Origin of the sequence: Nonomuraea sp. NPDC047897 (assembly GCF_043204415.1) — a bacterium.
Taxonomy (GTDB): Bacteria; Actinomycetota; Actinomycetes; order Streptosporangiales; family Streptosporangiaceae; genus Nonomuraea.
This window is the reverse complement of record NZ_JBIDCC010000001.1, coordinates 501,833-526,203: the sequence shown is the minus strand read 5'-3', so window position 1 is coordinate 526,203 and position 24,371 is coordinate 501,833. Positions and strand designations below refer to the sequence as shown.

The window sequence follows — 24,371 nt, the reverse complement described above, 5'->3', positions numbered from 1 at the left end:
CGGAACGCCCGCCTCCGGCCGTCGAAGGAGACCATGATGACCCTGCTGACATGGGACGAAAGCGACACCGCCGAGGCCGCCGCCCTGGACCGCACCGCCGGGGAAGCGCCGGCGATCGACCTGCCCGCGGCACAGCAGGCCGTGGCCGACCTGCTCGTCGCCCTGGGCCGCGACCCGCGGTCGGCGCATCTGCGTGACACGCCGCGGCGCGTCGCCGGCGCGTACGCCGAACTGCTGACCCCCTCCCCGTTCACGATGACGACCTTCCCCAACGACGAGAACTACGACGAGCTCGTGCTCGTCACCCGCATCGCCTTCTCCTCGCTGTGCGAGCACCACCTGCTGCCCTTCTCCGGCGTCGCCCACGTCGGCTACCTGCCGGGCGAGCGCATCGTCGGCCTGTCCAAGCTCGCCCGCGTGGTCCGGCACTTCGCCGGCGACATGCAGGTCCAGGAACGTCTCACCGTCCAGATCGCCGACTTCCTCGACGAGAGCCTGCGGCCCAGGGGCGTCGGGGTGATCCTCGACGCGGAGCACCTGTGCATGTCGCTGCGGGGCGTGCAGGCCGTCGGCTCGCGCACCGTCACCTCCCGCCTGCTCGGCGCCCTGCGCGACGACCCGCGCTCCCGGCAGGAGTTCATGGCCCTCACCACGACCGCCTCGCGCCCCCCGGCCGACTGACCCACCGCCTGCCGGGCGAAGGGCGCACGTCCTTCCGGGCAGGCCTTTCCGGGACAGGCCTTTCCGGGACGGATCTCTTCCGGGGCGGGTCTCTTCCGGGGCGGGTCTTCTCGGGGCAGGCCTTTCCGGGACGGGTCTCTCCGGGGCGGGTCTTTTCGGGCGGGTTGGACTATGGTCGGCCGTATGAGGGGGGCGTTCGGGACACCGCGCGGACCCATCACGTTCGGCGCCGTGATGGGGCTGCTCCTGCTGTCCCTGTTCCTGTCCGGCTCCCTGCCCGCCTGGCACGGCGGCGATCCCGGGCACCGGCCGGCCGGTGACTCCGCGACGTGGGTGCTCGGCGCGGGAGACGCGCGGCCGTCCAGCCTGCCGCCGCAGACCCCCAGGGCGTGGGAGCACCCCGCGCCCTCGCTGTGGGCGGCGGTGCGCGGCGCGCGGTCCGTCTCCGCCGAGACCCCGCGCCCGGCCGTGGCCCACCCCGGCGCCGACGGGATACGCCGTCCCCAGCAGTTCGCGCACCGGGCCGCCGGCTCGCGTAGTCCTCCGCTGGTCTAGCGCCACCTTCGACCTCCTGTCCCCGGCCGCCCGCGCGTCCCGAGGCCCGGCCACGCGTGCCAGGCCCGCCCGCGAGCCGCCGAGAGCTCTGCATCGCCGCGTCCCCGTGGCGCGGCCGTCCCGCAAGCGAGGAGCCGATCCCGTCATGGCCGACGTCAGATCCATCCACGATCACCTCAAGCACTACGACCGGCACCTGGCGCGGCTGGAGGAGCTGCGCCGGCTGCTGCAGGAGGAGCTCGCCGCCGCCCGTTCGGGCGCCTCGGGCGAGCACGGCCCGCTCACCGGCGGCCGGCGTGTCGCCGAGATCGAGGCCGCGCTCGCCCGCATGGACCGCGAGCGCTACGGCAGTTGCGCGAGCTGCGCGTCGTTCATCCCGTTCGACCAGCTCCTGCACGCGCCCCACCGCACCACGTGCGACGCCTGCGCCGTCCCGCCGCCGGGGAGGCCGGCCCCCGGCCGGGCGGGCGAGGCTCCACCGCGGCCGAGGGCGACTCCCCGGGCGGAGGCGGCGTCCTCGCGTACGGGAGCGACGGCATGAGCCCCCTGTACCGGCCCATGGCCGACGCCCGTGACGGCGCCCGGCCGTGCCGTTACGCGGCCCTCGACGTCGGCACGGCACGCGTCAGATCGCTGACGCCGGGCGGGCCCGCGATCGTGGACCGGCGCTCGGCCGGCGCCGCCGCACTGGTGCGGCCCGTCCGGCACGGCATGGTGGCCGAGCCGGCGGCCTGCCGGCGGCTGGTCCACGACGTCCTGCTGGACGCGCTGCCCGGCGGGCTGTGGCCGCTGGAGCGGGTGCTGGCCGGCGTGCCCGTGGCCGCGACGGCGAGCGACCGGCGGGCGCTGCGCACGGCGGTGCACGAGGCGGCCGGGTGCGAGGTGACGCTCGTGGAGGAGCCCCTGGCGGCCGCCGTCGGCGTGGGCGTGGACGTCACCGACGCCCGGCCGTGCATGGTGCTCGACGTGGGCGCGGGCATCGTGGAGGCCGTGGTGATCCGCGACGGCGCGATCACCGACGCGGTGGCGGTGCAGCTCAGCGCCACCACGCGCGAGGGCCTGCCCCGGCACGCGATGGACAGCGTCGTCGAGATGACGGCGGGGCTGTTCCGCCGGATCCCCGCGCACCAGCGTCCCACGGCGAGGGACAACGGCCTGCTCGTCACCGGCGGCGGCGCCCTTCAGGCGGAGCTGCTGCGCCTTCTGCGCGACGCGCTGCGCATGCGGGTGAGCGTGACGCCGGAGCCCGCGCACGCCACCGTCCGCGGCCTGACCCGCCTGTGCCTGCAACCCTACCTGGCCGCCCGGATCGGCCCGCCCGTCCGCTGAAGGCGGCCGGCACCGGCCGGCCGCCGCCAGCACCCCTGATATCCGTTCTGATATCGGCACGCCCTCCCCAGCGTCTTGGACAGTGCCCTGCCCGCTGTGCTGTCATGACCGCCATGCCCAGCTCGCACCCGACTCCACGTTCCAGGCCCGCTTCCAGGTGGGCGGGTGTCACGCGCCTCACCGGGGCGGCGGTGGCCGCCGGGGTGGTGGTGGCGGCGATCGCGCTGCCCGCCGTGGGCGGCGGCGGGGCGGTGTTCGTGTCGGCCGCCGAGGACCTCAACATCAAGCCGATGGAGCTCAAGGAGCCGTCTCTGGCGCAGGCCTCGACGGTGTACGACGTGCGCGGCAGGCAGATCGCCCAGTTCTACGACCAGAACCGCAGGGTCGTGCCGCTGTCGCAGGTGTCCGAGGAGATGCGGACGGCGATCGTCGCCATCGAGGACGACCGCTTCTACCAGCACGGCGCCATCGACATCGAGGGCACGATCCGCGCCCTGGCCAAGAACCTCAGCGCCGGCGGCGTCAGCCAGGGCGGCTCCAGCATCACCCAGCAGTACGTCAAGCAGGTGCTGCTCAACTCGGCGACCACCGAGGAGGGCAAGGACAAGGCGCTGGAGGCCAGCTACGCCCGCAAGCTGAACGAGTTGCGCTACGCCATGGCCGTCGAGCAGAAGTACACCAAGGACCAGATCCTGGAGAAGTACCTCAACATCGTGTACTTCGGCGACGGCGCGAACGGCGTCGAGGCGGCGGCCCGGCGGTTCTTCGGCGTCCCGGCCGCCAAGCTGAACCTGGCGCAGGCCGCCACGCTGGCCGGCGCGGTGCAGGACCCCAACCGCACCGACCCCGGCAGCGGCGGGAAGGCGCGCAAGCTGCTGCTGGAGCGGCGCAACGTGGTGCTCGACCGGATGGCCCAGCTCGGCAGGATCACGCCGGAGCAGGCCGCCGAGGCCAAGGCGGCCAAACTCGGCTACAAGGGCGTCCCGCAGCCGAACGGCTGCCAGGCCGGCCGCCACCCCTACTTCTGCGAGTACGTCCGCCACGAGCTGCTGACCAATCCGGCGTTCGGCAGGACGCAGCAGATCAGGCGGCAGCGCTTCGTCCAGGGCGGGCTGAAGATCCACACCACGCTCGACCCGAAGATGCAGGCGGCCGCGGACCAGGCGATCAAGAGGCGGGTGTTCGCCTCGGACGACGCGGTGGCGGCCGAGGCGCTGGTGCAACCGGGCACGGGAATGATCAGGGCGATGGCGGCCAGCCGTCCGTTCGGCGACTCGGCACGCAAGAAGGAGATCTCCTACAACCCGGTGGCCGACAGCAGGCACGGCGGCCTCATCGGCTTCCAGGCCGGCTCGACGTTCAAGACCTTCACCCTGATCGCGGCGCTGAAGGACGGCATGAAGCTCGACGACGGCATCACCGTCGGCAACGGCTACACCGCCCCGAGCACGTCCTCGTTCAAGAACTGCAGGGGCGAGAACATGGGCATCCCGTCGTGGACGGTCACCAACGACGAGGGCACGCCCGGCTTCAAGACGCTGAGGACCGGCACCTGGGGATCGGTGAACACCTTCTTCATGGCGCTGGAGCAGCGGGTCGGCCTGTGCGAGACGGTGGAGACGGCCAAGTCGCTGGGCATCACGCGGGCCGACGGCAAGCCGCTGCAGGAGTACGAGACGTTCACGCTCGGCATCAACGAGATGGACCCGGTGACCGTGGCCAACGCCTACGCCGCCATCGCGGCGCGCGGCAAGCTCTGCGCCCCGATGGCCGTCACCAAGGTCACCGACACCGCCACCGGCAGGACCGACACGTACGAGCCGTCGTGCAGGCAGGTGCTGGACGCCGAGGTGGCCGACGCCACGGCCGAGGTGCTGACCGGGGTGTTCACCAACGGGACGATGCGCTCGGTGGGCGGCATCGGACGCCCGGCCGCGGGCAAGACCGGCACCACGGACGGGTACGCCACGGCGTGGTTCGCCGGATTCACCCCGGACCTGGCGGGCGCGGTCAGCATCGGCGACCCGCGCGGCTCGCAGCGCTACAAGCTCAGCGGCGTCACCATCGGCGGCCGGTACTTCGGCGCGGTCGCCGGCGCCACGCTGCCGGGCCCCATCTGGAAGGACACGATGACGGCGGCGCTGAAGGGCGCGCCGGTGAAGGAGTTCACCCCGGTCAACACGTCGAGGTTCGGGGGGTGCGGCGAGAGTTGCGCGCCCGTCCGGGAGGAGCCGGACGAGCCGGACAGCGAGGAGCCGGAGACCCTGCAGGACGAGCTCCAGCTCGACGACCAGCTCGACGGCGGCCAACTCGACGGCGGCCAGCTCGACGGCGGCCAGCTCGACGGCGGCCGGCTTGGCGAGGACGACTAGCCGGGCCGGCCGAGCGGACGGCCTACGACTGGCCGGGCCAGCCGAGGAGACGGGCGCCGAGGGTGGCCGTCTCCAGCGCGTGGCGCTGGATCGGGTGGTCCAGGTCGTACCCGGTGAGCGCGCGGACCCGGTCCAGCCGGTAGGTCACGGTGCGCACGCCGACGTGTAGCCGCCTGGCCGCCTCGGTGGCCACCCCGCCACCGGCGAAGTACGCGAACAGCGTGTCCAGCAGCACGCCGGGCCCGCCGCGCCGGGCGCGCAGCGGGCCGAGGACCGTCTCCACCAGTTCGGTGATCGCGGCGTTGTCCCGCAGGAGCACCTGGAGCACGAGCAGTTCGGCGGCGTGCAGCACCCGCTCCGACAGTTCCAGGCGGCGGCCGAAGGTGACCACGCCGCGGGCCTCCTCGTAGGAGCGCACGATCCCGGCCGGGCCCCGGTGGGCGCGGCCGACGCCGATCCGCAGCGCCGGGTCATCGCCCGCCAGTTCCTCGGTGTGGGTGACGAACGCCCGGGTCACGCCTTCGGCGTGGTCGGCGGTGACGCAGACGAGCAGCCCCTCCTTGGTCGCGACGAGCAGGTCGCGCACCCCGAACCGGGACAGCAGGGCGGCCTCCACGTGCCGCGCGACCGGCCCGCCGTCGTAGAACGGGCGCCCGCCCTCCGCCACGCACACGATGTGCCCTCCGGCGGGGCGCAGCCCGAAGCGTTCGGCCCGTTCGGCGAGGGTGCCCGCGTCGAGCCGGCCGTGGAGCAGGTCGTCGATGAACTCCCGCCGCAGCCCTTCCTCACGGCGGATCACCAGGCGCTGGGCCGTCTCGTACCCCTCCACCAGGGCGAGGGCGGACCGGTCGGCGGCCTTGAAGACGGCCTGGCCGGCGGAGCGCAGCCGGGCCACCCGCCCGGCTCGGGCGATGCCGGGCAGGTCGGGCCAGGCCAGCCAGGTGGCGCTGAGGTGCACGTCGATGACGGCGCGCAGCGGCAGGCCGGCCCGGGCCGCCGCCTCGCCGCTCGCGCGCATGCGGGCCAGCGCCGCGGCGTCGAGGCCCCGTCCGGTGAGGCTGACCTCGGCGAGCAGGGCGAGGTACGCGGGCAACCACTCGGCCCGCACTCCCCCGGCGTCGGCCGCGGCCCGCGCCACCACCTCGGCGATGTCCAGCCCGGCACCCCCCGGCTCGGCGGCCTCCGGCCCCGCCGCTCCAGGTCCCGCCGCCTCCTGCCCCGCCGCCTGCGGTGCGGCGGTGTGCCGGGGCTCGGCGGCGTCGCGGGAGCCCTCTCCTTGCCGGTGACCAGCCATGGTCCCAGGCTGGCACGTTCCCGCGGCCGTGACCAACCAGGCTGCCGGGCGGGCGCGGGTCAGCTCCGGTCCGCCGGGGACTCCTGGTAGACGTCGGGGATGTTGTCCTGGTCGCGGTCGGCGGTCTCGATCTCGTGGATGCGCCGGTACGCCCGGTCACGCAGGCGCAGGATGACCGCGGCGATCAGCGCGGCGATCAGCGAACCAGTCAGCACGGCCATCTTCACGTGCGAGTCCCGTTCGGTGCCGGCGCCGAAGGCCAGCTCTCCGATGAGCAGCGACACCGTGAAGCCGATGCCGGCCAGAACGGCCAGGCCCAGCACGTCCACCCAGGCGAGCCCGCCGTCCAGGCTGGCCCGGGTGAAGCGGCCCACCAGCCAGGTCGCCGCCATGATCCCGATCGGCTTGCCGACGACCAGTCCGACGACGATGCCGACGGCGACGGGGTCGCTCAGGGCGGTGGTGAGCCCGCTGAACCCGCCGACGGTCACCCCGGCCGACAGGAACGCGAACAGGGGCACGGCGACCGCGGCCGACAGCGGCCGGAACCTGTGCTCGAAGTGCTCGGCCAGCCCCGGCCCCGCCTCGGGACCTCCCGCGCGCCCGCTGCGCAGGACCGGGACGGCGAACCCGAGCAGCACCCCGGCGACGGTGGCGTGCACCCCGGAGGCGTGCACGAGCGCCCAGACGGCGAACGCCAGGGGCAGCAGCAGCCACCAGGAGCGCACCCGGCGCTGCACCAGGGCGGTGAAGGCGGCGAGCGGCACCAGCGCGGCCAGCAGCGGGACCGGCGCCAGGTCGGCGGTGTAGAACAGGGCGATGATGACGATCGCGATGAGGTCGTCAACGACGGCGAGGGTGAGCAGGAAGGTGCGCAGCGCCGCGGGCAGGAACCTGCCCACCACCGCGAGCACGGCCAGCGCGAACGCGATGTCGGTGGCCGTGGGGATCGCCCAGCCCGCCGCGGCGCCGCCGGTGCCGCGGGTCACCAGCAGGAAGAGCGCGGCGGGCACGAGCACCCCGCCGAAGGCGGCGGCGACCGGGACGGCGGCCCGCCGCGCGTGGCGCAGGTCACCGGCGACGAACTCCCGCTTGAGCTCCAGCCCCGCCACGAAGAAGAAGATCGCCAGCAGCCCGTCGGCGGCCCAGGTCGCCAGGTCGAGGTTCAGGTGCAGCGCCGCCGGGCCGACGGTGACGCCGCGCAGCGCCTCGTACCCGGCCGACCAGGGGGAGTTCGCCCAGATCAACGCCGCCGCCGCGCCGACCAGCAGCAGCGCGCCGCCGATGGTCTCCTTGCGGAGGATGTCGGCGATGCGGCCGGCCTCGGCCCACGAGCCCCGGTCGAACAGGGTGCGACGGACACCATTGATCATGAACACGCTCCGGAAAGTCACAGGAATGGATCCCCAGCCTGCCAAACCGCCGCCCACCGCCACAACGTGGCCGGCGCGCAGTGTTCCGGCGGCTTGCTTGCCGGTCTCCGGCAAGGTCAGCCCTACCCCCTCGGGGGGTGGCCCATGTGTGTGGCCGGCTCGCCACCGGATACGTTGCCGTTCATGACCGACAACCGGATTCCCCCGCCTCTGTCCGGCGACGAGCGCACGGTGTTGACCAACTGGCTCGAATGGCATCGCGGCACGCTCGCCGTCAAGTGCGCCGGCCTGACGGAGGAGCAGCTCCGCCTGCGCAGCGCCCCGCCGTCGTCCATGTCCCTGCTCGGCCTGGTCCGGCACATGGCGCACGTGGAACGGGCCTGGTTCCGGCAGATCCTCGACGACGAGGACGTGCCCCGGCTGTGGGGCAAGGACGAACGCGTCGACGCCGACTTCGACGACGTGGACACCGCCTCGGCCGAGGAGGCGTTCGCCACCTGGCAGGCGGAGATCGAGCACGCGCGGAAGCTGTCGGCCGCGCTGCCGCTGGACGCCGTGGGCAGGCGGCAGCGCCACGGGCAGGACTGCACCCACCGGTGGGTCCTCGTGCACCTGATCGAGGAGTACGCGCGCCACAACGGGCACGCCGACCTGCTGCGCGAACGCATCGACGGCGTCACCGGCGAGTGACGCCGCGTCCCCGGGAACGGATCTGCCGTCGGGCGGGGAGCCATCGCCGTACGCGATGAGTTTCCGGCCGCCGGGCGGTCTGCACACGCGAACCCTTCAAGGAGGAGACATGGCGACGTTCGCGCTCATTCACGGCGGCGGAGGCAGCGCCCGCGACTGGCGCCTGGTGGAGGCCGAGCTGCGCCGCCTGGGCCACGACTCGGTGGCCGTCGACCTGCCGATCGACGACCCGTCGGCGGGGCTGGGCGACTACGCCGACACGGTGGTGAAGGCCGTCGGCGACCGGACGGACCTCGTCGTGGTGGCCCACTCGTGGGGCGGGCTCGTCGCCCCGCTGGTGTGCGACCGGGTCGAGGCCGACCGGCTGGTGCTGGTGGCGGCGATGATCCCGGCTCCCGGTGAGCCGCCGGCCGACTGGTGGGCCAACACGGGCTTCCAGGGGCCGGACATGAGCGACGAGGTCGCGGTGTTCCTGCACGACGTGCCGCCCGACCTGGCCGCCGAGATGCTGGCGGGCGGCCGCGAGCACGCCGAGAAGGCGCTGCTGGAGCCGTGGCCGCTCGGCAGGTGGCCGGACGTGCCGACGACGTTCCTGCTCTGCCGCGACGACCGGTTCTTCCCGCCCGCGTTCCTGCGCGAGATCGTCCGCGAGCGGCTGGGCGTCACGCCGGACGAGATCGACGGCGGCCACACCCCGATGCTGGCCCGCCCGGCCGAGCTGGCGGGCCGCCTCGTTAGCTACCTCTAATCACAGTTTCGCTACGTTCGCGGTGATTCGCCCTGTGAAGATGCGGCAGATCGGATGATCTTCCTGTGACGGACAAGCCACTCCACGTACGCGGCGCCGGACTCGATCGCTCGGCTGTCAACCTCGGGCGGGCCTCCGAGGCGCTGCTCTCGCTCCACGGGCTGGGCGGCGGGACGAGCAGCGACGTGTACGCGGCGTCCGGGTTGCCGCTGGGCGCCCTCGGGCTGGTCGGCGAGGCGGCGCGCCTTCGCTACAACCACGGTTTCGACGACTACCGCGCCCGCCTGATCCGGGGCGCCCGGTCCGCCTCGAACATGTCGAAGGTGGTCACCACCAACAAGGACGGCTACGCCCAGGCCGAGCACGCGGGCGTGCGCGCGATGCTGACGCTGAGGGACACCCGGGACAGTTCCCCGACTACCGTCTGCTCCAGGACAACGGCTATTCCTTCTCCACCGCCAATCCCCTGTTCGAGCCGCCCGGGTACGCCAAGGCCTGGGAGGCGAACACGCTGCTCGCCGGCGCGGGCGCCGGCGCGCTGGGAGCCCTCTACCTGGACCGCAGGCTGGCCACGGGCAACTACCTCTGGCGCTACAGCGACGACGACGGCATCCGCGCCGCCTACCGCGAGATGAACAAGGCCCGCACGGGGCGGGAGAAGGCGCAGGCCGCCGAGCACGAGGCCCGCGCCGTCCGGTCGAAGGCCGCCCTGCAGAGCAGCCGCACCGCCGCGATGCTCAAGGTCGCCGCGGGCCTGTCGTTCACCGCGGCCATGGGGGCGATGCTGTGGGCGTCCGCCGTGATCCGCAACGACGAGGTCCTGGACAACCATGTCGACTACTGGGCCAACATGGCGAGGGATCTGGACGACCTCTTCGGGGCCGGCGACCCCACGGGCAGGGAGGCCCTGGCCGCCGCCTGGGCGGGCGAGGCGATGGAGGCAGCCGACAAGAAGCTGCGCGCCTTCATGACCGCCGGCATCCAGCTCACCGACCTCGCCGTCGCGCACGCCTACGACCTGGCGCAGGCGGTGGAGACCCTCAACTACGTGCACGACCTGGCCTTCGCGCTGACCGTGGCGGAGGTCATGTGGTTGCTGTGCGCCCGCCTGAGCTACACGATCAACCCGGTGGGCGCCCTGGGCCTGCAGGAGATGATCGGACGCAAGCTGACCACGACCATCATGGTCCTGCACACCACGCTCGTCGGGGTGATGGGCGCGGTGCTGTACGCGGGGATGGACGGGCAGCCGCAGCCCTTCCGGCCGGAGGGCGTCCCGGCGCAGGACTTCCCCATGGTCGAGGTCTAGCGGCAACGCCGTTCAGATCGCGAACCCCCACATCTGGTGCCGTCGGCAGCGTGATCGCAAGGCCGGCGTTCGCCTGACGAGGCCGACCGGACCTACTTCCGGCAAGCACCGCGTGCACGGGAAGTGACCAGCGGTCCGCTGCCAGGGGATGAGAGAACGTTCCGTGGACCGAACTTCTGCCGCTCTATGATCATCGAACAGAGCATGAAGAAGATCGCGGTTTTCACCGTCCTGCCGATGCTGTCCGCCGCTTTCGTGGTCGCGGGGGCCGCAGGCCCTGCAGGCGCCACTGTCGGCAAGGGCTCCTGCCCGACGCCCACCAAGGCCGACGTGGCTCGCGCCGCCGCGGACACGGTGGACGAGCCGGCCAGGGGCTCCGACGACGCTCTCGACGGAGTGCGCGTCAAGTACATCCCGAAGGGCTTCCTCGCCGGCCAGGTCAGGGTGGAGCCGAAACAGTACGCCTACCAGTGGCTGGGTCAGGGGTACACCCCCGACAAGTACCGCAACCTGTGGGTGCGGATCACCTGCGACCCCTCGCTGGTGAAGCTCGCCGACCTGCGCAAACCCTCCTTCGACTCGGGCGAGTTCGTCAAGTCGAAGAAGGGGAAGGTCGGCGGGCGTACGGTGCTCGTGCGGATCCCGCACAAAGAGTTCCGCGAGTTCCGCGACGTCGCCTGGGTGGAGCGCAAGGGCGTCGTCGTCACCGTGACGGTCTCCCAGCCACTCTTCGCCGACCTCGACAAGATCGTCAAGGGGATCCGGGTCAAGTAGCCCTGCCGGCGGCCTGGAGTCAGCGCACCGGCAGGTCGTAGACGCGGCGGACGCTGCTGCCTGACCTGCTCACGTCGGTGCCGTAGACGTGCACCGAGAGGCCGACCTCGGCGCTGATGTTGCGCACCCGATGGATGTCGCCGGGCGGCGCGAACCCGCTGACGTCGCCGGGCCGGTTGTCGGCCCGGCCGATCTCCACCAGGTGGTCGCCCATGTCGCGGTAGAGGGTCTCGTGCTCGATGCCGCTGATGACGCCGAACGCGCACCACGCCAGGTGGTCGTGGACGGCCGTCTCCTGGCCGGGCCGCCAGACGACGGCCACGACGGAGAAGTCCTCCTGGGCGTGCAGGATGTGGGAGACGTATCCCTCGGGGGAGCCGGCGCGTTCCTGCGGGGTGAGCGGGTCGAGCGTGTGCAGGCGCTCGCGGAGCAGTCCCGCTACGGCGTGGGCGGCGGCTCGGCCGCCGAGCCCGCGCCCGGTGATGGCGGCGATGCCCGCGACGAGGTCGTCGAGGCCGGGTCGCACCGTGGCCAATTCCATGGTATCCCCCTAGGGAAAGACGTTAATGCCTCTACCCCCTCCACGGTGCTACGGAACAACCGATAGGTCCAACAGATGTTTTGTGGCTCACTCATAGGTAGGGTTGATGAATGCTGGACGTCGTACGCCTGCGGGTCCTCGTCGCCGTCGCCCGCCGGGGTTCGCTGACCGCCGCGGCACGGGACCTGCACTACTCGCAGCCCTCGGTCAGCCATCACCTGGCCCGCCTCGAAGCCGAGACCGGCGCCAAGCTCGTCCAGCGCGCCGGGCGCGGCATCCGGCTCACCGAGGCCGGGCGGCTGCTCGCCGATCGGGCCGTCGACATCATCGCCCGCCTCGACGCCACCGCCGAGGAGCTGGCCGCCCACGTCGGGCTGCGCTCGGGCCGGGTGCGCCTGGCGGCCTTCCCGTCGGCGATCGGCACCTTCACCCCGGCGGCCGCCGCACGGCTGGCGCGCACCCACCCCGGGCTGCGGCTGGACCTCACCGAGACAGAGCCGCCGGAGGCGCTGCGGCTGCTGCGCTCCGGCCGGGTCGACGTGGCGGTGATCTTCCGGTACGACGACACGGCGCCCGAGGACACCGGCATCTCGATGATCCACCTGCTCGACGACCCGAGCTACCTGGTCACCCCGGCGGGCGGGCCGGCGGGCGGGCTGGCGGCGCACGCGGACGCCGCCTGGATCGCGGGCTGTGACCGGTGCCGCAGCCACCTGCTCGACATGTGCGCCAAGGCCGGGTTCACCCCGCGACTGTCGTTCACCAGCGACGACATCGTGGCCGTCCAGGCGCTGGTCGCCGCCGGCATGGGCGTGACGCTGCTGCCGGGACTGGCCCTGCGCGCGCACCGCCACCCCGGGGTGACCACCACCGAGATCCCCGGCTCGACCAGGCACGTCCACGCCGCCGTGTACGGCGAGCCGCCCCACCCACCGGCCGTCCAGACCCTGCTCGCCGCGCTGCGGAAAAGCCTTTGACGGCCATGTGACGATGGCCTCATGCCTGACCTCGCGACGCTCTCGCTCTTCGCGGCGGCCACCCTCGCCCTGCTCGTGGTGCCCGGGCCCGCCGTGCTGTTCATCGTCACCCGCAGCGTCGCCCAGGGCAGGTCCGCCGGGCTGGTCTCCGTGCTCGGCGTGCACGCGGGCTCGCTGGTGCACGTCGCCGCCGCCGCGCTCGGCATCAGCGCGCTGCTGGCCGCCTCGGCGACCGCGTTCACCGTGGTCAAGTGGGTGGGCGTCGCCTACCTGGTCTGGCTCGGAACGCGCAAGCTGCTGCGGCGGGGCGACACCGGGGAGACGGTCGAGGTCGGGGAGCACTCACGGCGGCGCATGTTCGCGGAGGGGTTCGTCGTCAACGTGCTCAACCCGAAGACCGCGATCTTCTTCCTGGCGTTCCTGCCGCAGTTCACCGACCCCTCGGCCGGTCCCGTCGCGGCGCAGATCCTGGTGCTCGGCGTGGTCTGGATCGTGCTCGGCATGGCCTCCGACGGCACCTACGCCATGCTCGCCTCGGTGCTGGCCGGGCGGATCCGCGGCTCCGCGCGTGCCCGCCGCCGCCTCGACGTCGGCAGCGGCGTCGTCTACCTGGGCCTGGCCGCCTGGCTCACCGGCGAGAAGGCCTGACGGCGGGTCTCAGGAGCCTGCGGCCTCGACCGTCTGCCGGGCCCACCGGTAGTCCGCCTTGCCCGCCGGCGAGCGGACGACCTCCTCGACGAACGCGTACGTGCGCGGCACCTTGTAGCCCGACAGCAGCCGCCGGCAGTGCTCGTCCAGCTCGTCTGCGGTGACCCCGGCGCCGGGCCGGGGCTCCACCACGGCCGCCACCCTGCTCCCCCACCGGTCGTCGGGCACCCCGGTGACGACCGCGTCGAACACCGCCGGATGCCCCTTCAGCACGGCCTCCACCTCCTCGGGGAAGACCTTCTCCCCGCCGGTGTTGATGCACTGCGAGCCGCGGCCGAAGACGTTGACCGTGCCGTCGGTGTCGACGGTCGCCAGGTCACCGGTCAGCAGCCATCGCGTGCCGTCCTCGCCGGTGACGAACGTGGCGGCGGTCTTACCGGGATCGTTGTAGTAGCCGAACGCGATCCGCCCCGCCTTGGCCACGGTGCCGAGCTGCCCGGAGCCCGGCTCGACCGGCCGCAGCTTCTCGTCGAGGACCGTGAGCCGCGCCGTGGCGTTCGGCTGGTAGCGCAGCCCCGTCTCGGGCGAGGAGCCGGCCACCCCCGAAGCGGTGAAGCCGGACTCGGTGCTGCCGAAGTTGTCGAGGATCATGACGTGGGGCAGCAGCTCCTGGAGCCGGTCGCGGACGGACCCGGTCAGGATGGCGCCGGTGGAGCTGATCACGCCCAGCGACGACACGTCGTGGCCGCCGCGCGCCAGCTCGTCGGCGAGCGGCCGGGCCATGGCGTCGCCGGTGATGTTCATCGTGAACACCTTCTCCCGCGCGACCGTCCGCCACACCTCGGCCGCGTCGAACCTGCGGACGTACACCATGGTCGCGCCCATCCACCAGGCGATGAACGTGGCCATCTGCGCCGCCCCGTGCATCAGCGGCGGCACCGCCATCATCACCAGCGGCCCGGACCCGGCCGCCGCGTCGATCACCTCCCGCGGGGTGGCGCGCGGCTCGCCGTACGGATTGCCGCCGCCGAAGGCCATGAACAGGTCCTCGACGTGCCACATCGCGCCCTTCGGCATGCCGGTCGTGCCGCCGGTGTAGATGATGTAGACGTCCTGCCCGGAGCGCGGCGCGAAGCCGCGCTCGTCCTTGCCGCTCTCCAGCGCCATCCAGTACGGCACCGCCCCGGGGATCACCGAGTTGCCGCCCACGGCGACCAGGTGCCGCAGCAGCGGCGCCTCCCCTGCCACGGCGGCCACCCGGCCGTCGAACTCCACGTCGTAGAGCAGGGCCCGGATGTCGGAGTCGCGGTAGAGGTAGAGCAGCTCGGCCTCGACGTACCGGTAGTTCACGTTGATCGGCACGGCGCGGATCTTCAGGGCGGCCAGCAGCCCGGCGACGTAGCCGATGCCGTTGTAGAGCTGCAGGCCGACGTGCTGGCCCGGCTCCACCCCGCGGTCGAGCAGGTAGTGCGCGAGCCGGTTCGCTTCGGCGTCCAGCTCGGCGTAGGTGCGCCGCTCGTCGCCGCAGACGACGGCCACCCGGTCCCCGATCGTGTCGGCCAGCCCCTCGAACAGGTCCGCGTGGTTGAACTCCATCAGAGCCTCCCGAGGGGACCGGCGGCTTCAGCCGCCGGGGGAATCGGGAGCGGGAGGGCCGTCAAGGCCCGAGCGTGCCGTGACCTGCCGGGTCTGCGCATCACGGGTCTCCTTCCGGTTTCTGTCGGTGCCTGCCGGTACCGTGGTCGCGTCGTTACCGAGCGTGGGAGGTGGGTGTGCGCAGGTCGGCGGAGCTGAAGCACATCCGCGCCGACGATCCAGATGGTCAGGGCCGGTGGTCGTTCTCTTCCCAGCAGGCCACGCTGCGACGGCTGGACAAGGCGTTCCGGGCGTTCTTCGACCGGGTCAAGGCCGGGCGCGCGCCGGGGTTCCCGCGTTTCAAGGGGCGGGGCTGGTTCGACATGGTGGAATGGCCGAAGGACGGTGACGGCTGCCGGTGGGATTCCCAGCCCGAGCATCCGGCCGCCACGTTCGTGCGCCTTCAGGGCGTCGGCCACGTCCGGGTGCACCAGCACCGGGCCGTGAAGGGCCGGGTCAAGACGATCGCCGTCAAGCGCGAGGGCTCGCGCTGGTACGTGGTGCTGTCGTGTGACGAGGTGCCCGCGCAGCCGCTGCCTGCCACGGGTGTGGTCGCGGGGATCGACCTGGGTGTCGCCTCGCTGGTCACGACCAGCGACGGTCACCACATCGACAACCAGCGGCACCTGGCCGCCTGCGCCGGCCGTCTGGCATCGGCCCAGCGCGATCTCGCCCGGACCAAGCGCGGGTCCAAGCGCCGCCGTAAGGCGGCCGCCCGGGTGGCGGCGCTGCACGCCAAGGTCCGCCGCCAGCGGATCGACCACGCGCACAAGACCGCGCTCGCCCTGGTCCGTGGCTACGACGTGATCGTGCACGAGGACCTGCGGATCACCCACATGACACGTTCGGCGTCCGGCACGATCGACGCGCCCGGCCGTAACGTCGCCGCCAAGTCCGGGCTCAACCGTTCGATTCTCGACGCGGGTTGGGGGGTGTTCCTGACGATCCTCGCGCACAAGGCTGAAAGCGCCGGTCGAGAGCTGATCGCAGTCGATCCCCGCAACACCTCCCGCACCTGCGCCCGCTGCGGGCACGTGGCGAAGGACAACCGCCTCACCCAGGCCGCGTTCGCCTGCACGACGTGCGGGCACACCGCGCACGCCGACGTGAACGCGGCGACCAACATCCTGAGGGCAGGGCTTGCCCCTCGCCAGGCTGCCCAAGCGGCTTAGCGAGAAGCCGCTCCCTTCAGGGAGCGGAGGAGTCACCAGGGCCTCTCCCGTCCGACGATCCACATCGCGAAGAACTGGGCTCCGCCGCCGTAGGCGTGGCCGAGCGCCAGCCGGGCGCCGTCCACCTGGTGCTCCCCCGCCGTCCCGCGCACCTGCAGCGCCGCCTCGGCGAACCTGATCAGGCCTGACGCGCCGATCGGGTTGCTGGACAGCACACCGCCGGAGGCGTTCCACGGGATGTCGCCGTCGAGCGCCGTGGCGCCGGACTCGGTGAGCTTCCAGCCCTCCCCCTCCGCGGCGAAGCCGAGGTTCTCCAGCCACATCGGCTCGTACCAGGAGAAGGGCACGTACACCTCGGCCACGTCGATCTGCCGCCGCGGGTCGGTGACGCCGGCCTGCCGGTAGACGTCGGCGGCGCAGTCCTTGCCGGCCTGCGGGTTGACCGTGTCGCGGCCGGCCCGGAAGATCGGCTCGGAACGCATGGCGGCGCCGTGGATCCACGCGGGCGTGCCGGTGACCCCCGACTCCGACGACAGCACCATGGCGCAGGCGCCGTCGCTGGACGGGCAGGTCTCCAGGTAGCGGATCGGCTCCCACAGCATCGGCGTCGCCTCGACCATGGCCCGGTCGATCCCGGGGATCTTGAGGTGGGCGTAGGGGTTGCGCAGCGCGTTGCGCCGGTCCTTGACCGCGACGAGCGTGCCAATGTGGCCGGGCGCGCCGGTGCGGCGCATGTACTCGCGGATGTGCGGCGCGAAGTAGCCGCCCGCGCCGACCACGAGGGAGGTGTTGAACGGCAGGTGGGTGGACAGCGCCCAGGTGGCGTTGGACTCCGACTGCTTCTCGAACGCCACGACCAGCACCCGGTCGTGCACGCCGCCCTGGATCAGGCTGGCGCCGACCAGGGCGGTGGACCCGCCGACGCTGCCGGCGGTGTGCACCCGCATCATCGGCTTGCCGGCCGCGCCGAGCGCGTCGGCCAGGTACGCCTCCGGCATCATGACGCCCTCGAACAGGTCGGGCGCCTTGCCGATGACGACGGCGTCGATGTCCCTGAACGTCAGCCCGGCGTCCTCCAGGGCGCGCAGCGCCGCCTCGCGCACCAGCCCGGCGATCGACACGTCGCGGCGCTTGGTCGTGTAGTGCGTCTGGCCGACGCCGATGACCGCACAGCGGTGGCCCATCATGCCTCCAGGACGGTGACGAGGTTGTGCTGCAGGCAGGGGCCGCTCGTGGCGTGGCCGACGACCCGCGAGGCGGTGCCGTCGTGGACGCGCCGGGCCGCCTCGCCGAGCCGGATGAGGCCGGTGGCCATGACGGGGTTGGCGGCGAGCGGGCCGCCGGACGGGTTGACGACCGTGCTGCCGGGCAGCTCCAGCGCGCGGCGCAGGACGATCTCCTCGTGCGCGAACTGCGTGTGCAGCTCGGCCACGTCGATCGGGCCCTTGCCGGCCCCCGCGGCTCGTGCGGCCTCGGCCGCGGAGGCCGACCGGGCGAGATCCCGCATACCCGGGTAGTGGGGTTCGATGCGATGCGCGATGCCTCTGATGTAGGCGGGACGTTCGCACAGCCGCGTGGCGAGGTCGCCGGCGGCGAGCACCACCGCGGCGGCGCCGTCGGTGATCGGCGCGATGTCGCAGGTCCGCAGCGGTTCGACCGCGGGGGCGTCGGGGATCTCCGCCGGCAGGTCGAGCGCGTACGGGTTGGCCCGGCCGTCGGCCCGGCTGCGGCGGACGATCTCGTCCAGCTCGGCCCGGTCCGCCCCGAGGGCGGCGGCCTGCAGCGCGGCGACGGAGAGCTGGTCCAGGCCCAGGGGCTCCAGGTAGTACGGGTCGAGCTGGAGCGTCATGATCGTGCGCAGGTCGCCGAGGGACGACTTGCCGAAGCCGTAGACGAGGGCCGAGTCGACGTCGCCGTGCTGGAGCCGGACCCACGCCTCGTACAGGGCCCAGGCGGCGTCCATCTCCACGTGGCTCTCCGAGATCGGCGGCCAGGCGCCGAGCGCGTCGAGCGCCGAGACGAACGAGAACGGCGCCCCGGCGAGGTAGTCGCAGCTCCCCGAGCAGGTGAAGCCGAACCTGCGCAGGCCGGTGCGGTCCTTGACCTCGTTGATCACGGGGAGGATCAGCTCGGGCTCGGACAGGCCGGTGTCGTGGCCGGTGTGGCGGGTCTGGGCGAAGGCGACGATCGCCACGTCTCTCATCACAACTCCGCGTCGGGTTCGCCGGTGGGGGTGAACCACCGGACGTTCGCCATGGACAGCGTCCGCTCGCTCTCCGGCAGCCACGCGGCGCGCACGCGCATGCCCTGCCGCACCTCGTGCGCGGGCACCCCGCCGACCAGCGCGATCATGGGGATGTCGGCGCCGTCGAGCAGGATGTAAGCCGAGACGAAGGGCACCTCGGGGGCGCGCGGGTCGGGCAGGTTGTTGATGGCGAACGTGGTGATGGTGCCGGTGTCGGGCAGCTCGACCCGGTCCTCGATGGCGTCGCCGCATTCGGGGCAGGAGGCCCGGTAGGGCACGTACACCTTGGCGCAGGTGGCGCACCGGCCGCCGAGGAAGACGCCGCGCCGGACTCCTTCGAGGAAGACCCGCAGCGCGCCGCCGGCCTGGATGCGGTACTCCGGTGCGACGGGCGAGACGATCCGCGTCACCTCGGGCGCGAAGTGGGACAGGTCGGTGATGTGGCCGGTGCGGTCCTGCCGCCAGACCGGCCAGACGCGGGCGCCGGGCCGCAGCGCCTTGGGGTCGCCGGCGTCCACGGCGTGCACGAGTGCGGTGTCGGCGCCGTCGAGCCTGATCAGGGCCCAGGCGAACGGCCGGTCGAGCGGGTGGCCGGGGCGCGGCTCGGGCACCCAGGCCGACGCGGTGACCGTGCCGGCCGGGCCGACCTCGACGTAGGTGTCGCTCACGGGATCGCCGGTGGCCGGGTCGTACTCCAGGGGCGGCACGAGCACCCGGCCCTCGGCGGTCCGCACGCCGACGAGGCGGCCGGCGCGCAGCTCGGTGAGGAACCTGCCGATCACCGGCCCGGTCGTGCGGGTGTAGCCGCCGGGGAACTCCAGCACGTGCCGGGCGGCCGGCGGCTCGTCCGGCTCGGGTGGGGGCATGGGGCGACCTCCCGTGCGGTCAGATGGCACGCTCGCGTCCCTCCCAGTACGGGGCGCGCAGCTTGCGTTTGAGCAGCTTGCCGTTGGGCTCGCGGGGCATCTCGGCGATGAAGTCGATCGTCTTGGGCCACTTCATGCGGGCCAGCCGCCCCTCCAGCGAGGCGAGGATCTCGGCGGCCAGCGCGGGTCCCGGCTCGGCATCGGGGGCGGGCTCGACCACGGCCTTGATCTGCTCGCCCCACTCCTCGTCGGGGATGCCGAAGACGGCCACGTCCGCGACCTTGGGGTGGACCATGATCTCGTTCTCGATCTCGGCGGGGTAGATGTTGGTCCCGCCCGAAATGATCATGTCGGCCTTGCGGTCGCACAGGTAGAGGAAGCCGTCGTCGTCGAGGTAGCCGATGTCGCCGACGGTGAAGTGGTCCTTGAGCCGGTTGGCCTCGGTCTTGGCGGGGTCGCCCTTGTACTCGAAGCTGACGCCCGCCATCTTCATGTAGATCGTCCCGGGGGTTCCGGGCGGCACCGGCTCGCCCTGCTCGTCCACGACGAGCAGTTCGCTGATCGGCCAGGCCCTGCCGACGGTGCCGGGGTGGGCCTTCCAGTCCTCGGGGGTGGCGAGGGTGCCGCCGCCCTCGGTGGCCGCGTAGTACTCGTAGACGCAGTCGCCCCACCAGTCGAGCATCGCCCGCTTGACCGGAACCGGGCAGGGGGCGGCGGCGTGGATCATCCATCGCAGCGACGACAGGTCGTACCTGCCCCGGATCTCCTCCGGAAGGGCGAGCAGGCGCTTGAAGTGGGTGGGAACGAGGTGCGAGTTGGTGATCCGGTGGCGTTCGCAGAGCCGCAGCGTCTCCTCGGCGTCCCACTTGTCCATGTAGACGAGGGTGTGGCCCATGTGCAGGGCCGTGCCGCCGAACTGGGTGACGGCGGTGTGGTAGTTGGGCGAGGTGACGAGGTGGGCGTTGGGCCGCCCCGGTGTGATGCCGAACAGGCCGAGCAGGAACGTCATCAGCTCGGCGCCGTCGTCGGGGTCGAGCCCGCTGAGCGGGCGTCTGACGCCCTTGGGTTTTCCGGTGGTGCCCGAGGTGTAGTGCATGGCGGCGCCGGCCGTGCGGTCGGCGGGCGCGGTGTCCGGCCGCCCGTCCGTCAGGTCGCCGACCGGGCGGAAGCCCGGGATGTCCCCGGGTACGGCGAAGCGGCGCTCCGGCGCGACGGCCTCGGCTCCACGCGTTCCCTCGGCGGCGTACCTGGGGTGCGCGAAGAACGCCTTTGCCTCGCTGTCGGCGACGATGTAGGCGATCTCGGGCCCGGTCAGGTGCCAGTTGATCGGCGTGTAGTACCAGCCGGCCTGCATGGCGGCGAGGTAGAGCACGAGCCCGTCGGCGCCGTTGGGCATGAGGCCGCAGATGCCGTCGCCGGGGCGCAGGCCCAGTTCGCGCAGCCCGTGCACGAGCCGGTTGCAGCGGGCGAGCAGGTCGCCGGCCCGGTGCTCCGTGCCGTCGGGGTCCACGGCGGCGGTCCAGTCCGGATCGGCCTGCGCCAGTCTCCAGAATCCGAGCGTGCCCATGGCGGCTCCTCGTCGGCAGCCGCGTCACCGGCCTGCCCAGGAAGGGGGAAACAAGAACAAGTTCTTATTTGCCTGGGCAGCGTAACCCGGCGGCGAAGACCTGAGCAAGCGCTTGATTGCAGGTTTCGCCGGACTCCGCCGCGAGTACAATCCCTGCCTAGCAAGCGCTTGATACACGTTCCTGTGGAGGCGTCCGTGGAGCTCCTGCCGATCAGCACCCCCCACTGCCGAGTCGAACGCGACGGCCACGTCGTGGTCGTCACCATGAACCGTCCCGAGGCCCGCAACGCGCTCTCCTCCGACATGCTGGTCGGCCTCGCCTCCGCCTGGGCGTACGTGTCGGCCGAGCACGACGTCCGGGTGGCCGTGCTGACCGGCGCGCAGGGCACGTTCTGCGCGGGCGCCGACCTGAAGGCCATGGGCCAGCCGTCCGACGACCCCGAGGTGCAGGCCCGCGCCGCCCGCATCCCCGACTTCCACTGGAAGGGCCTGCTGCGCGAGGACCTGCCGACCAAGCCGATCGTCTGCGCCGTGGAGGGCCACGCGGTGGCCGGCGGCACCGAGTTGCTCGTCGGCACAGACCTGCGGATCGTGGCCGAGTCGGCCACGCTGGGGCTGTTCGAGGCCAAACGCGCACTGTTCCCCATGGGCGGCAGCGCCGTCCGGCTGCCCCGGCAGATCCCGTACTGCCACGCCATGGACCTCCTGCTCACCGGCCGCGCCGTCACGGCCGCCGAGGCGCTGTCGATGGGCCTGGTCAACCGGGTGGTGGCCGACGGCCGGGCGCTCGCCGTGGCCCTGGAGGTCGCCGCCGACGTGGCCGCCTCGGGGCCGCTCGCCGTCCAGGCCATCCTGCGCACCTACCGCGACACGCTCGGCCTGCCGGAGCCGGAGGCGCTCAAGGTCTCCGACGACCTCGGCTGGCCGGTGATCGGCTCCGCCGACGCCCGCGAGGGCACCCGCGCCTTCAAGGAGAAGCGCCCCGCCACCTACGAGGGCCGCTGACGCGCGGCCCAGAAAGACACATGCCGATACTCTGGTGGCGTGAAGGTCATCACGCGACAGGACCTCCGCGACGACTCCGCTGCCGTGATGGACCAGGTCGAAGCGGGCGAGACTTTCCGCATCACCCGGAACGGGGTCGAGGTGGCGGAGCTCCGCCCGCTGCCGCGCCGCCGCCGGCTCGGCGCCGAAGAGCTCGTGGCGAAGCATCGACAGCTCCCGCGCGTCGACTACGCCGCCATGCGCCACGAGGCGGACGACCTCTTCAGCGACGAGGACGTCATCGGGGACGATCCTTGGGAGCGACGCCGTGTCGAAGCGGCGCTCCCAAGCCGTGATCCCGGGTGAGGGTCAGGTGTCCGTGACGCGGCCGAGGCGCTCCAGGGCCTCGGTGTACTCCGCCACGAGGGTGTACATGACGTCGCGGGTGGAGCGCACCTGGTTGGTGATGCCGATGATCTGCCCGGCCGGGAAGGTGGCGAGTTCGGTCGCGTCGGAGCGGCCGATGCGGCGCAGGGCGTCGGACACCAGCATGAACTGCAGCGGCATCGGCAGCGTCCCCGGCGACTCCTCCGACTCCCAGGCGTCGGTCCACTCGTTCCTGAGCAGCCGGGCCGGCTTGCCGGTCCAGCTCCGGGAGCGGACCGTGTCACGGGAGGTGGCCTGCAGGATGCGGCGCTTGGCCATCTCGGGCGTGTCGGCCTCCTCGACCGTCAGCCAGAGGGAGCCCGTCCAGACGCCCTCGGCGCCCAGCGCCATGCCGGCGGCCATCTGGCGGCCGTTGCCGATGCCCCCGGCGGCGAGCACCGGCACGTCCACGGCATCGACGACCTGCGGGATGAGCACCATGGTGGTGATCTCACCCGTGTGCCCGCCGGCCTCGGTGCCCTGGGCGACCACGACGTCCACGCCCACCTCGACCTGCTTGAGCGCGTGGCGGGGGGTGGAGGCCAGCGCGGCGACCCGCACGCCATGGGCGTGGGCCAGGTCGACCACGTCGGCCGGGGGCGGGCCGAGCGCGTTGGCGAGCAGCGCGATGGGATGCCGGAGCGCCACCTCCACCTGGGGGCGGGCTGTGGCGTCGGTCCAGCCGAGCAGGACCTTGCCCGCGTCGGCGTCGGAGGACAGCGGCGGCACGCCGTGCGAGGCCAGCAGGTCCGCCACGAAGCGCCGGTGCCCCTCGGGGATCATCGCCTGCAACCGGCCGACCAGCTCGTCGGCCGCGAACTCGGCCCCCTCATAGGAGGCGGGCATGACCACGTCGACGCCGTAGGGCCGGCCGTCGACGTGGTCGTCGATCCACTTGAGCTCCATCTCGAGCTCTTCGGGGGTGAAGTAGAGCGCGCCGAGCACGCCCATCCCGCCGGCGCGGCTGACCGCGGCGACCACGTCGCGGCAGTGGCTGAACGCGAAGATGGGCAGCTCGATTCCGAACATGTCCGTGACACGGGTCCGCATGGCCTGACAATACGTCGCCTTAACGACGAACTGCAACGCGTTCTACTCTAGAACCTTTTGTCGGTACCGACCAGTAACATAGAATAAGAACGCGTTCTAGTTACCGACCGTGATGATCGCCGGGCACGCAAGAGGGCCCGCACGGGGGCGGGCCCTCGGGAGCGTGCAGACGCCGCCGGTCAGGCGGGGTTGCGGCGGCCCAGCAGGACGCCGAGCAGCACCAGGGCGACGCCCACGACGAGCAGCACGAGCGGGATGACGTTCGTCAGCAGGTTGATCTGACTCCTGCCCTCCTGCGCCGAGGTGACCAGCTCGTCCACGGTCTTGTCGGTCATCTTGGCGGTGGCGACGAAGGCCGGCGAGCGCTCGACCCCGTCCTGGGTCTTCAGCACCTCGTGCCGCTGCTGCTCCTGCTTGACCGGCGCGCCGGTGACCGGCTCGATCCAGTAGGTGACCTTGCCGTCGTACCACCGGTCCACCTGCACGTCACCGGTGTCGTCCAGGCCCAGCACGGCGGCCGGCGCGGTCAGGGTCTGGGTCCTGGTGGGCGGCACGGTCTGCTCGAAGACGTAGACGGGCAGGCCGTTCACGGAGTCCTCACGGACGAACTGCGCGTCGAACGCCTTCTGCGCCGTGGAGTTGAAGACCTTGTAGGTCTTCTTCTCGGTGCCGAAGGGGAACTTGTAGATCTGGCCCTCCAGCGTCACCGGGGCCTTGCCGACGTTGACGCCGCAGCAGTTCAGGCCCTCACCGGTGTACTTGTCGAAGGCGCTGCGCCGCTCGCTCAGGTCGATCTGGCGCCGGCCGTTGGTCACGTCGTTGACCACGGTGGCCTCGTCCCAGACCACCCGGCTGGAGTCGGCCTCCTTCACGTCACCGCGGGTGGTGACGATGATGTCCAGGTCGGCGGTCAGCACCTTGAGGTCCTGACGCGAGAAGTACTGGGCCCCCTTGGCCTCCAGGCGCGTGATGCCGAACTGGTCCGCCGGCGCGGAGATGATCTTCTCTGCCGCCCAGAACTTCAGCAGCGGCGCCAGCGCGATGAAGAAGGCGCCGACTCCGATGAGGACGAGCGTGGAGATACGACCCATCAAAGGCCTCCGCGATCCTAGAACCTGTTGTCGTCTTGCCGATA

24 protein-coding genes are annotated in these 24,371 nt (G+C 72.4%); 14 read left to right on the top strand and 10 right to left on the bottom strand.

The window, feature by feature from the left end; translation table 11 throughout:
* Positions 1 to 36 precede the first annotated feature (36 nt).
* The 5 genes from folE to ACGF0J_RS02355 all read left to right on the top strand — a co-directional run bounded on the left by folE (position 37) and on the right by ACGF0J_RS02355 (position 4,937).
* Entirely contained in the window at positions 37 to 681 is a 645-nt protein-coding gene (gene folE, locus ACGF0J_RS02375; RefSeq protein ID WP_393141510.1) for a GTP cyclohydrolase I FolE, read from the top strand.
* A 183-nt stretch (positions 682 to 864) separates the two neighbouring features.
* A complete protein-coding gene (locus ACGF0J_RS02370) occupies positions 865 to 1,236 on the top strand; it encodes a hypothetical protein (RefSeq protein WP_393141508.1) in 372 nt (123 codons plus the stop codon).
* Positions 1,237 to 1,381: 145 nt separating this feature from the next.
* On the top strand, positions 1,382 to 1,777 hold the full coding sequence (locus ACGF0J_RS02365; protein ID WP_393141506.1) for a hypothetical protein: 396 nt from the start codon (positions 1,382 to 1,384) through the stop codon (positions 1,775 to 1,777).
* A complete protein-coding gene (locus ACGF0J_RS02360; RefSeq protein ID WP_393141504.1) occupies positions 1,774 to 2,565 on the top strand; it encodes a rod shape-determining protein in 792 nt (263 codons plus the stop codon). The genes ACGF0J_RS02365 and ACGF0J_RS02360 overlap by 4 nt, the downstream gene beginning before the upstream one ends.
* A gap of 113 nt (positions 2,566 to 2,678) precedes the next feature.
* Entirely contained in the window at positions 2,679 to 4,937 is a 2,259-nt protein-coding gene (locus ACGF0J_RS02355) for a transglycosylase domain-containing protein (protein ID WP_393141502.1), read from the top strand.
* A 22-nt stretch (positions 4,938 to 4,959) separates the two neighbouring features.
* Here the strand turns inward: ACGF0J_RS02355 and ACGF0J_RS02350 are convergent, their stop codons facing one another.
* On the bottom strand, positions 4,960 to 6,231 hold the full coding sequence (locus ACGF0J_RS02350; protein ID WP_393141500.1) for a PucR family transcriptional regulator: 1,272 nt from the start codon (positions 6,229 to 6,231) through the stop codon (positions 4,960 to 4,962).
* A gap of 59 nt (positions 6,232 to 6,290) precedes the next feature.
* Positions 6,291 to 7,604, bottom strand: a complete 1,314-nt coding sequence (gene nhaA, locus ACGF0J_RS02345; protein WP_393141498.1) for a Na+/H+ antiporter NhaA — start codon at positions 7,602 to 7,604, stop codon at positions 6,291 to 6,293.
* Between the two features lie 183 nt (positions 7,605 to 7,787).
* Between nhaA and ACGF0J_RS02340 the strand changes: the two genes are divergently transcribed.
* The 4 genes from ACGF0J_RS02340 to ACGF0J_RS02325 all read left to right on the top strand — a co-directional run bounded on the left by ACGF0J_RS02340 (position 7,788) and on the right by ACGF0J_RS02325 (position 11,125).
* A complete protein-coding gene (locus tag ACGF0J_RS02340; protein ID WP_393141496.1) occupies positions 7,788 to 8,294 on the top strand; it encodes a DinB family protein in 507 nt (168 codons plus the stop codon).
* 109 nt (positions 8,295 to 8,403) lie between these two features.
* Positions 8,404 to 9,042 carry an alpha/beta fold hydrolase gene (locus ACGF0J_RS02335; protein WP_393141494.1) on the top strand — a complete coding sequence of 213 codons (639 nt, stop codon included), beginning with the start codon at positions 8,404 to 8,406 and terminating at the stop codon, positions 9,040 to 9,042.
* A gap of 631 nt (positions 9,043 to 9,673) precedes the next feature.
* Positions 9,674 to 10,351, top strand: a complete 678-nt coding sequence (locus ACGF0J_RS02330; protein ID WP_393141492.1) for a hypothetical protein — start codon at positions 9,674 to 9,676, stop codon at positions 10,349 to 10,351.
* Between the two features lie 204 nt (positions 10,352 to 10,555).
* A complete protein-coding gene (locus tag ACGF0J_RS02325) occupies positions 10,556 to 11,125 on the top strand; it encodes a hypothetical protein (protein WP_393141490.1) in 570 nt (189 codons plus the stop codon).
* Positions 11,126 to 11,144: 19 nt separating this feature from the next.
* Here ACGF0J_RS02325 and ACGF0J_RS02320 read toward each other — a convergent pair whose 3' ends face one another.
* On the bottom strand, positions 11,145 to 11,666 hold the full coding sequence (locus ACGF0J_RS02320; protein ID WP_393141488.1) for a cysteine dioxygenase: 522 nt from the start codon (positions 11,664 to 11,666) through the stop codon (positions 11,145 to 11,147).
* A gap of 110 nt (positions 11,667 to 11,776) precedes the next feature.
* Between ACGF0J_RS02320 and ACGF0J_RS02315 the strand changes: the two genes are divergently transcribed.
* Both ACGF0J_RS02315 and ACGF0J_RS02310 read left to right on the top strand, forming a co-directional pair.
* Positions 11,777 to 12,643: a LysR family transcriptional regulator gene (locus ACGF0J_RS02315; protein ID WP_393141486.1), complete on the top strand. Its 867-nt coding sequence runs from the start codon at positions 11,777 to 11,779 to the stop codon at positions 12,641 to 12,643.
* Between the two features lie 21 nt (positions 12,644 to 12,664).
* Entirely contained in the window at positions 12,665 to 13,291 is a 627-nt protein-coding gene (locus ACGF0J_RS02310; protein ID WP_393141484.1) for a LysE family translocator, read from the top strand.
* Positions 13,292 to 13,300: 9 nt separating this feature from the next.
* Here ACGF0J_RS02310 and ACGF0J_RS02305 read toward each other — a convergent pair whose 3' ends face one another.
* Positions 13,301 to 14,887 (bottom strand): acyl-CoA synthetase, encoded by a 1,587-nt coding sequence (locus ACGF0J_RS02305; protein ID WP_393141482.1) that lies wholly within the window; start codon positions 14,885 to 14,887, stop codon positions 13,301 to 13,303.
* A gap of 176 nt (positions 14,888 to 15,063) precedes the next feature.
* Here ACGF0J_RS02305 and ACGF0J_RS02300 point away from each other — a divergent pair, with 176 nt between their 5' ends.
* Complete coding sequence (locus ACGF0J_RS02300) at positions 15,064 to 16,098, top strand: RNA-guided endonuclease InsQ/TnpB family protein (protein ID WP_393141480.1); 1,035 nt, start codon at positions 15,064 to 15,066, stop codon at positions 16,096 to 16,098.
* 32 nt (positions 16,099 to 16,130) lie between these two features.
* On the opposite strand, the gene ACGF0J_RS02295 is transcribed toward ACGF0J_RS02300, so the two are convergent.
* Genes ACGF0J_RS02295 through ACGF0J_RS02280 form a run of 4 tightly spaced genes read right to left on the bottom strand, consistent with a single transcriptional unit; the run spans position 16,131 to position 20,776 of the window.
* Entirely contained in the window at positions 16,131 to 17,282 is a 1,152-nt protein-coding gene (locus ACGF0J_RS02295; RefSeq protein ID WP_393141827.1) for a thiolase domain-containing protein, read from the bottom strand.
* On the bottom strand, positions 17,282 to 18,301 hold the full coding sequence (locus tag ACGF0J_RS02290; RefSeq protein ID WP_393141478.1) for a lipid-transfer protein: 1,020 nt from the start codon (positions 18,299 to 18,301) through the stop codon (positions 17,282 to 17,284). The genes ACGF0J_RS02295 and ACGF0J_RS02290 overlap by 1 nt, the downstream gene beginning before the upstream one ends.
* The gene (locus ACGF0J_RS02285) at positions 18,301 to 19,209 is read right to left on the bottom strand and encodes a Zn-ribbon domain-containing OB-fold protein (RefSeq protein ID WP_393141476.1); all 909 of its coding nucleotides are present in this window, start codon (positions 19,207 to 19,209) and stop codon (positions 18,301 to 18,303) included. Before ACGF0J_RS02285 ends, ACGF0J_RS02290 begins: the two co-directional genes overlap by 1 nt.
* A gap of 19 nt (positions 19,210 to 19,228) precedes the next feature.
* Positions 19,229 to 20,776 (bottom strand): acyl-CoA synthetase, encoded by a 1,548-nt coding sequence (locus ACGF0J_RS02280; RefSeq protein ID WP_393141474.1) that lies wholly within the window; start codon positions 20,774 to 20,776, stop codon positions 19,229 to 19,231.
* A gap of 195 nt (positions 20,777 to 20,971) precedes the next feature.
* On the opposite strand from ACGF0J_RS02280, the gene ACGF0J_RS02275 reads away from it, so the two are divergent.
* Positions 20,972 to 21,781: a crotonase/enoyl-CoA hydratase family protein gene (locus ACGF0J_RS02275; protein WP_393141472.1), complete on the top strand. Its 810-nt coding sequence runs from the start codon at positions 20,972 to 20,974 to the stop codon at positions 21,779 to 21,781.
* A 39-nt stretch (positions 21,782 to 21,820) separates the two neighbouring features.
* A complete protein-coding gene (locus tag ACGF0J_RS02270) occupies positions 21,821 to 22,126 on the top strand; it encodes a type II toxin-antitoxin system Phd/YefM family antitoxin (protein ID WP_393141470.1) in 306 nt (101 codons plus the stop codon).
* A gap of 3 nt (positions 22,127 to 22,129) precedes the next feature.
* Here the strand turns inward: ACGF0J_RS02270 and ACGF0J_RS02265 are convergent, their stop codons facing one another.
* On the bottom strand, positions 22,130 to 23,236 hold the full coding sequence (locus tag ACGF0J_RS02265; RefSeq protein WP_393141468.1) for an NAD(P)H-dependent flavin oxidoreductase: 1,107 nt from the start codon (positions 23,234 to 23,236) through the stop codon (positions 22,130 to 22,132).
* A gap of 179 nt (positions 23,237 to 23,415) precedes the next feature.
* The gene (locus ACGF0J_RS02260; RefSeq protein ID WP_393141466.1) at positions 23,416 to 24,327 is read right to left on the bottom strand and encodes a DUF3068 domain-containing protein; all 912 of its coding nucleotides are present in this window, start codon (positions 24,325 to 24,327) and stop codon (positions 23,416 to 23,418) included.
* Positions 24,328 to 24,371: the final 44 nt, after the last annotated feature.

Excerpts from the sequence above, each read along its gene's own strand:
- ACGF0J_RS02350 (WP_393141500.1), bottom strand. The coding sequence starts at position 6,231 with ATGGCTGGTCACCGGCAAGGAGAGGGCTCCCGCGACGCCGCCGAGCCC.
- ACGF0J_RS02370 (WP_393141508.1), top strand. The coding sequence starts at position 865 with ATGAGGGGGGCGTTCGGGACACCGCGCGGACCCATCACGTTCGGCGCC.
- ACGF0J_RS02340 (WP_393141496.1), top strand. The coding sequence starts at position 7,788 with ATGACCGACAACCGGATTCCCCCGCCTCTGTCCGGCGACGAGCGCACG.
- ACGF0J_RS02330 (WP_393141492.1), top strand. The coding sequence starts at position 9,674 with ATGAACAAGGCCCGCACGGGGCGGGAGAAGGCGCAGGCCGCCGAGCAC.
- ACGF0J_RS02290 (WP_393141478.1), bottom strand. The coding sequence starts at position 18,301 with ATGAGAGACGTGGCGATCGTCGCCTTCGCCCAGACCCGCCACACCGGC.
- ACGF0J_RS02310 (WP_393141484.1), top strand. The coding sequence starts at position 12,665 with ATGCCTGACCTCGCGACGCTCTCGCTCTTCGCGGCGGCCACCCTCGCC.
- ACGF0J_RS02285 (WP_393141476.1), bottom strand. The coding sequence starts at position 19,209 with ATGCCCCCACCCGAGCCGGACGAGCCGCCGGCCGCCCGGCACGTGCTG.
- ACGF0J_RS02325 (WP_393141490.1), top strand. The coding sequence starts at position 10,556 with ATGAAGAAGATCGCGGTTTTCACCGTCCTGCCGATGCTGTCCGCCGCT.
- ACGF0J_RS02260 (WP_393141466.1), bottom strand. The coding sequence starts at position 24,327 with ATGGGTCGTATCTCCACGCTCGTCCTCATCGGAGTCGGCGCCTTCTTC.
- ACGF0J_RS02360 (WP_393141504.1), top strand. The coding sequence starts at position 1,774 with ATGAGCCCCCTGTACCGGCCCATGGCCGACGCCCGTGACGGCGCCCGG.
- folE (WP_393141510.1), top strand. The coding sequence starts at position 37 with ATGACCCTGCTGACATGGGACGAAAGCGACACCGCCGAGGCCGCCGCC.
- ACGF0J_RS02295 (WP_393141827.1), bottom strand. The coding sequence starts at position 17,282 with ATGGGCCACCGCTGTGCGGTCATCGGCGTCGGCCAGACGCACTACACG.
- ACGF0J_RS02320 (WP_393141488.1), bottom strand. The coding sequence starts at position 11,666 with ATGGAATTGGCCACGGTGCGACCCGGCCTCGACGACCTCGTCGCGGGC.
- nhaA (WP_393141498.1), bottom strand. The coding sequence starts at position 7,604 with ATGATCAATGGTGTCCGTCGCACCCTGTTCGACCGGGGCTCGTGGGCC.
- ACGF0J_RS02335 (WP_393141494.1), top strand. The coding sequence starts at position 8,404 with ATGGCGACGTTCGCGCTCATTCACGGCGGCGGAGGCAGCGCCCGCGAC.
- ACGF0J_RS02305 (WP_393141482.1), bottom strand. The coding sequence starts at position 14,887 with ATGGAGTTCAACCACGCGGACCTGTTCGAGGGGCTGGCCGACACGATC.
- ACGF0J_RS02265 (WP_393141468.1), bottom strand. The coding sequence starts at position 23,236 with ATGCGGACCCGTGTCACGGACATGTTCGGAATCGAGCTGCCCATCTTC.
- ACGF0J_RS02365 (WP_393141506.1), top strand. The coding sequence starts at position 1,382 with ATGGCCGACGTCAGATCCATCCACGATCACCTCAAGCACTACGACCGG.
- ACGF0J_RS02315 (WP_393141486.1), top strand. The coding sequence starts at position 11,777 with ATGCTGGACGTCGTACGCCTGCGGGTCCTCGTCGCCGTCGCCCGCCGG.
- ACGF0J_RS02355 (WP_393141502.1), top strand. The coding sequence starts at position 2,679 with ATGCCCAGCTCGCACCCGACTCCACGTTCCAGGCCCGCTTCCAGGTGG.
- ACGF0J_RS02280 (WP_393141474.1), bottom strand. The coding sequence starts at position 20,776 with ATGGGCACGCTCGGATTCTGGAGACTGGCGCAGGCCGATCCGGACTGG.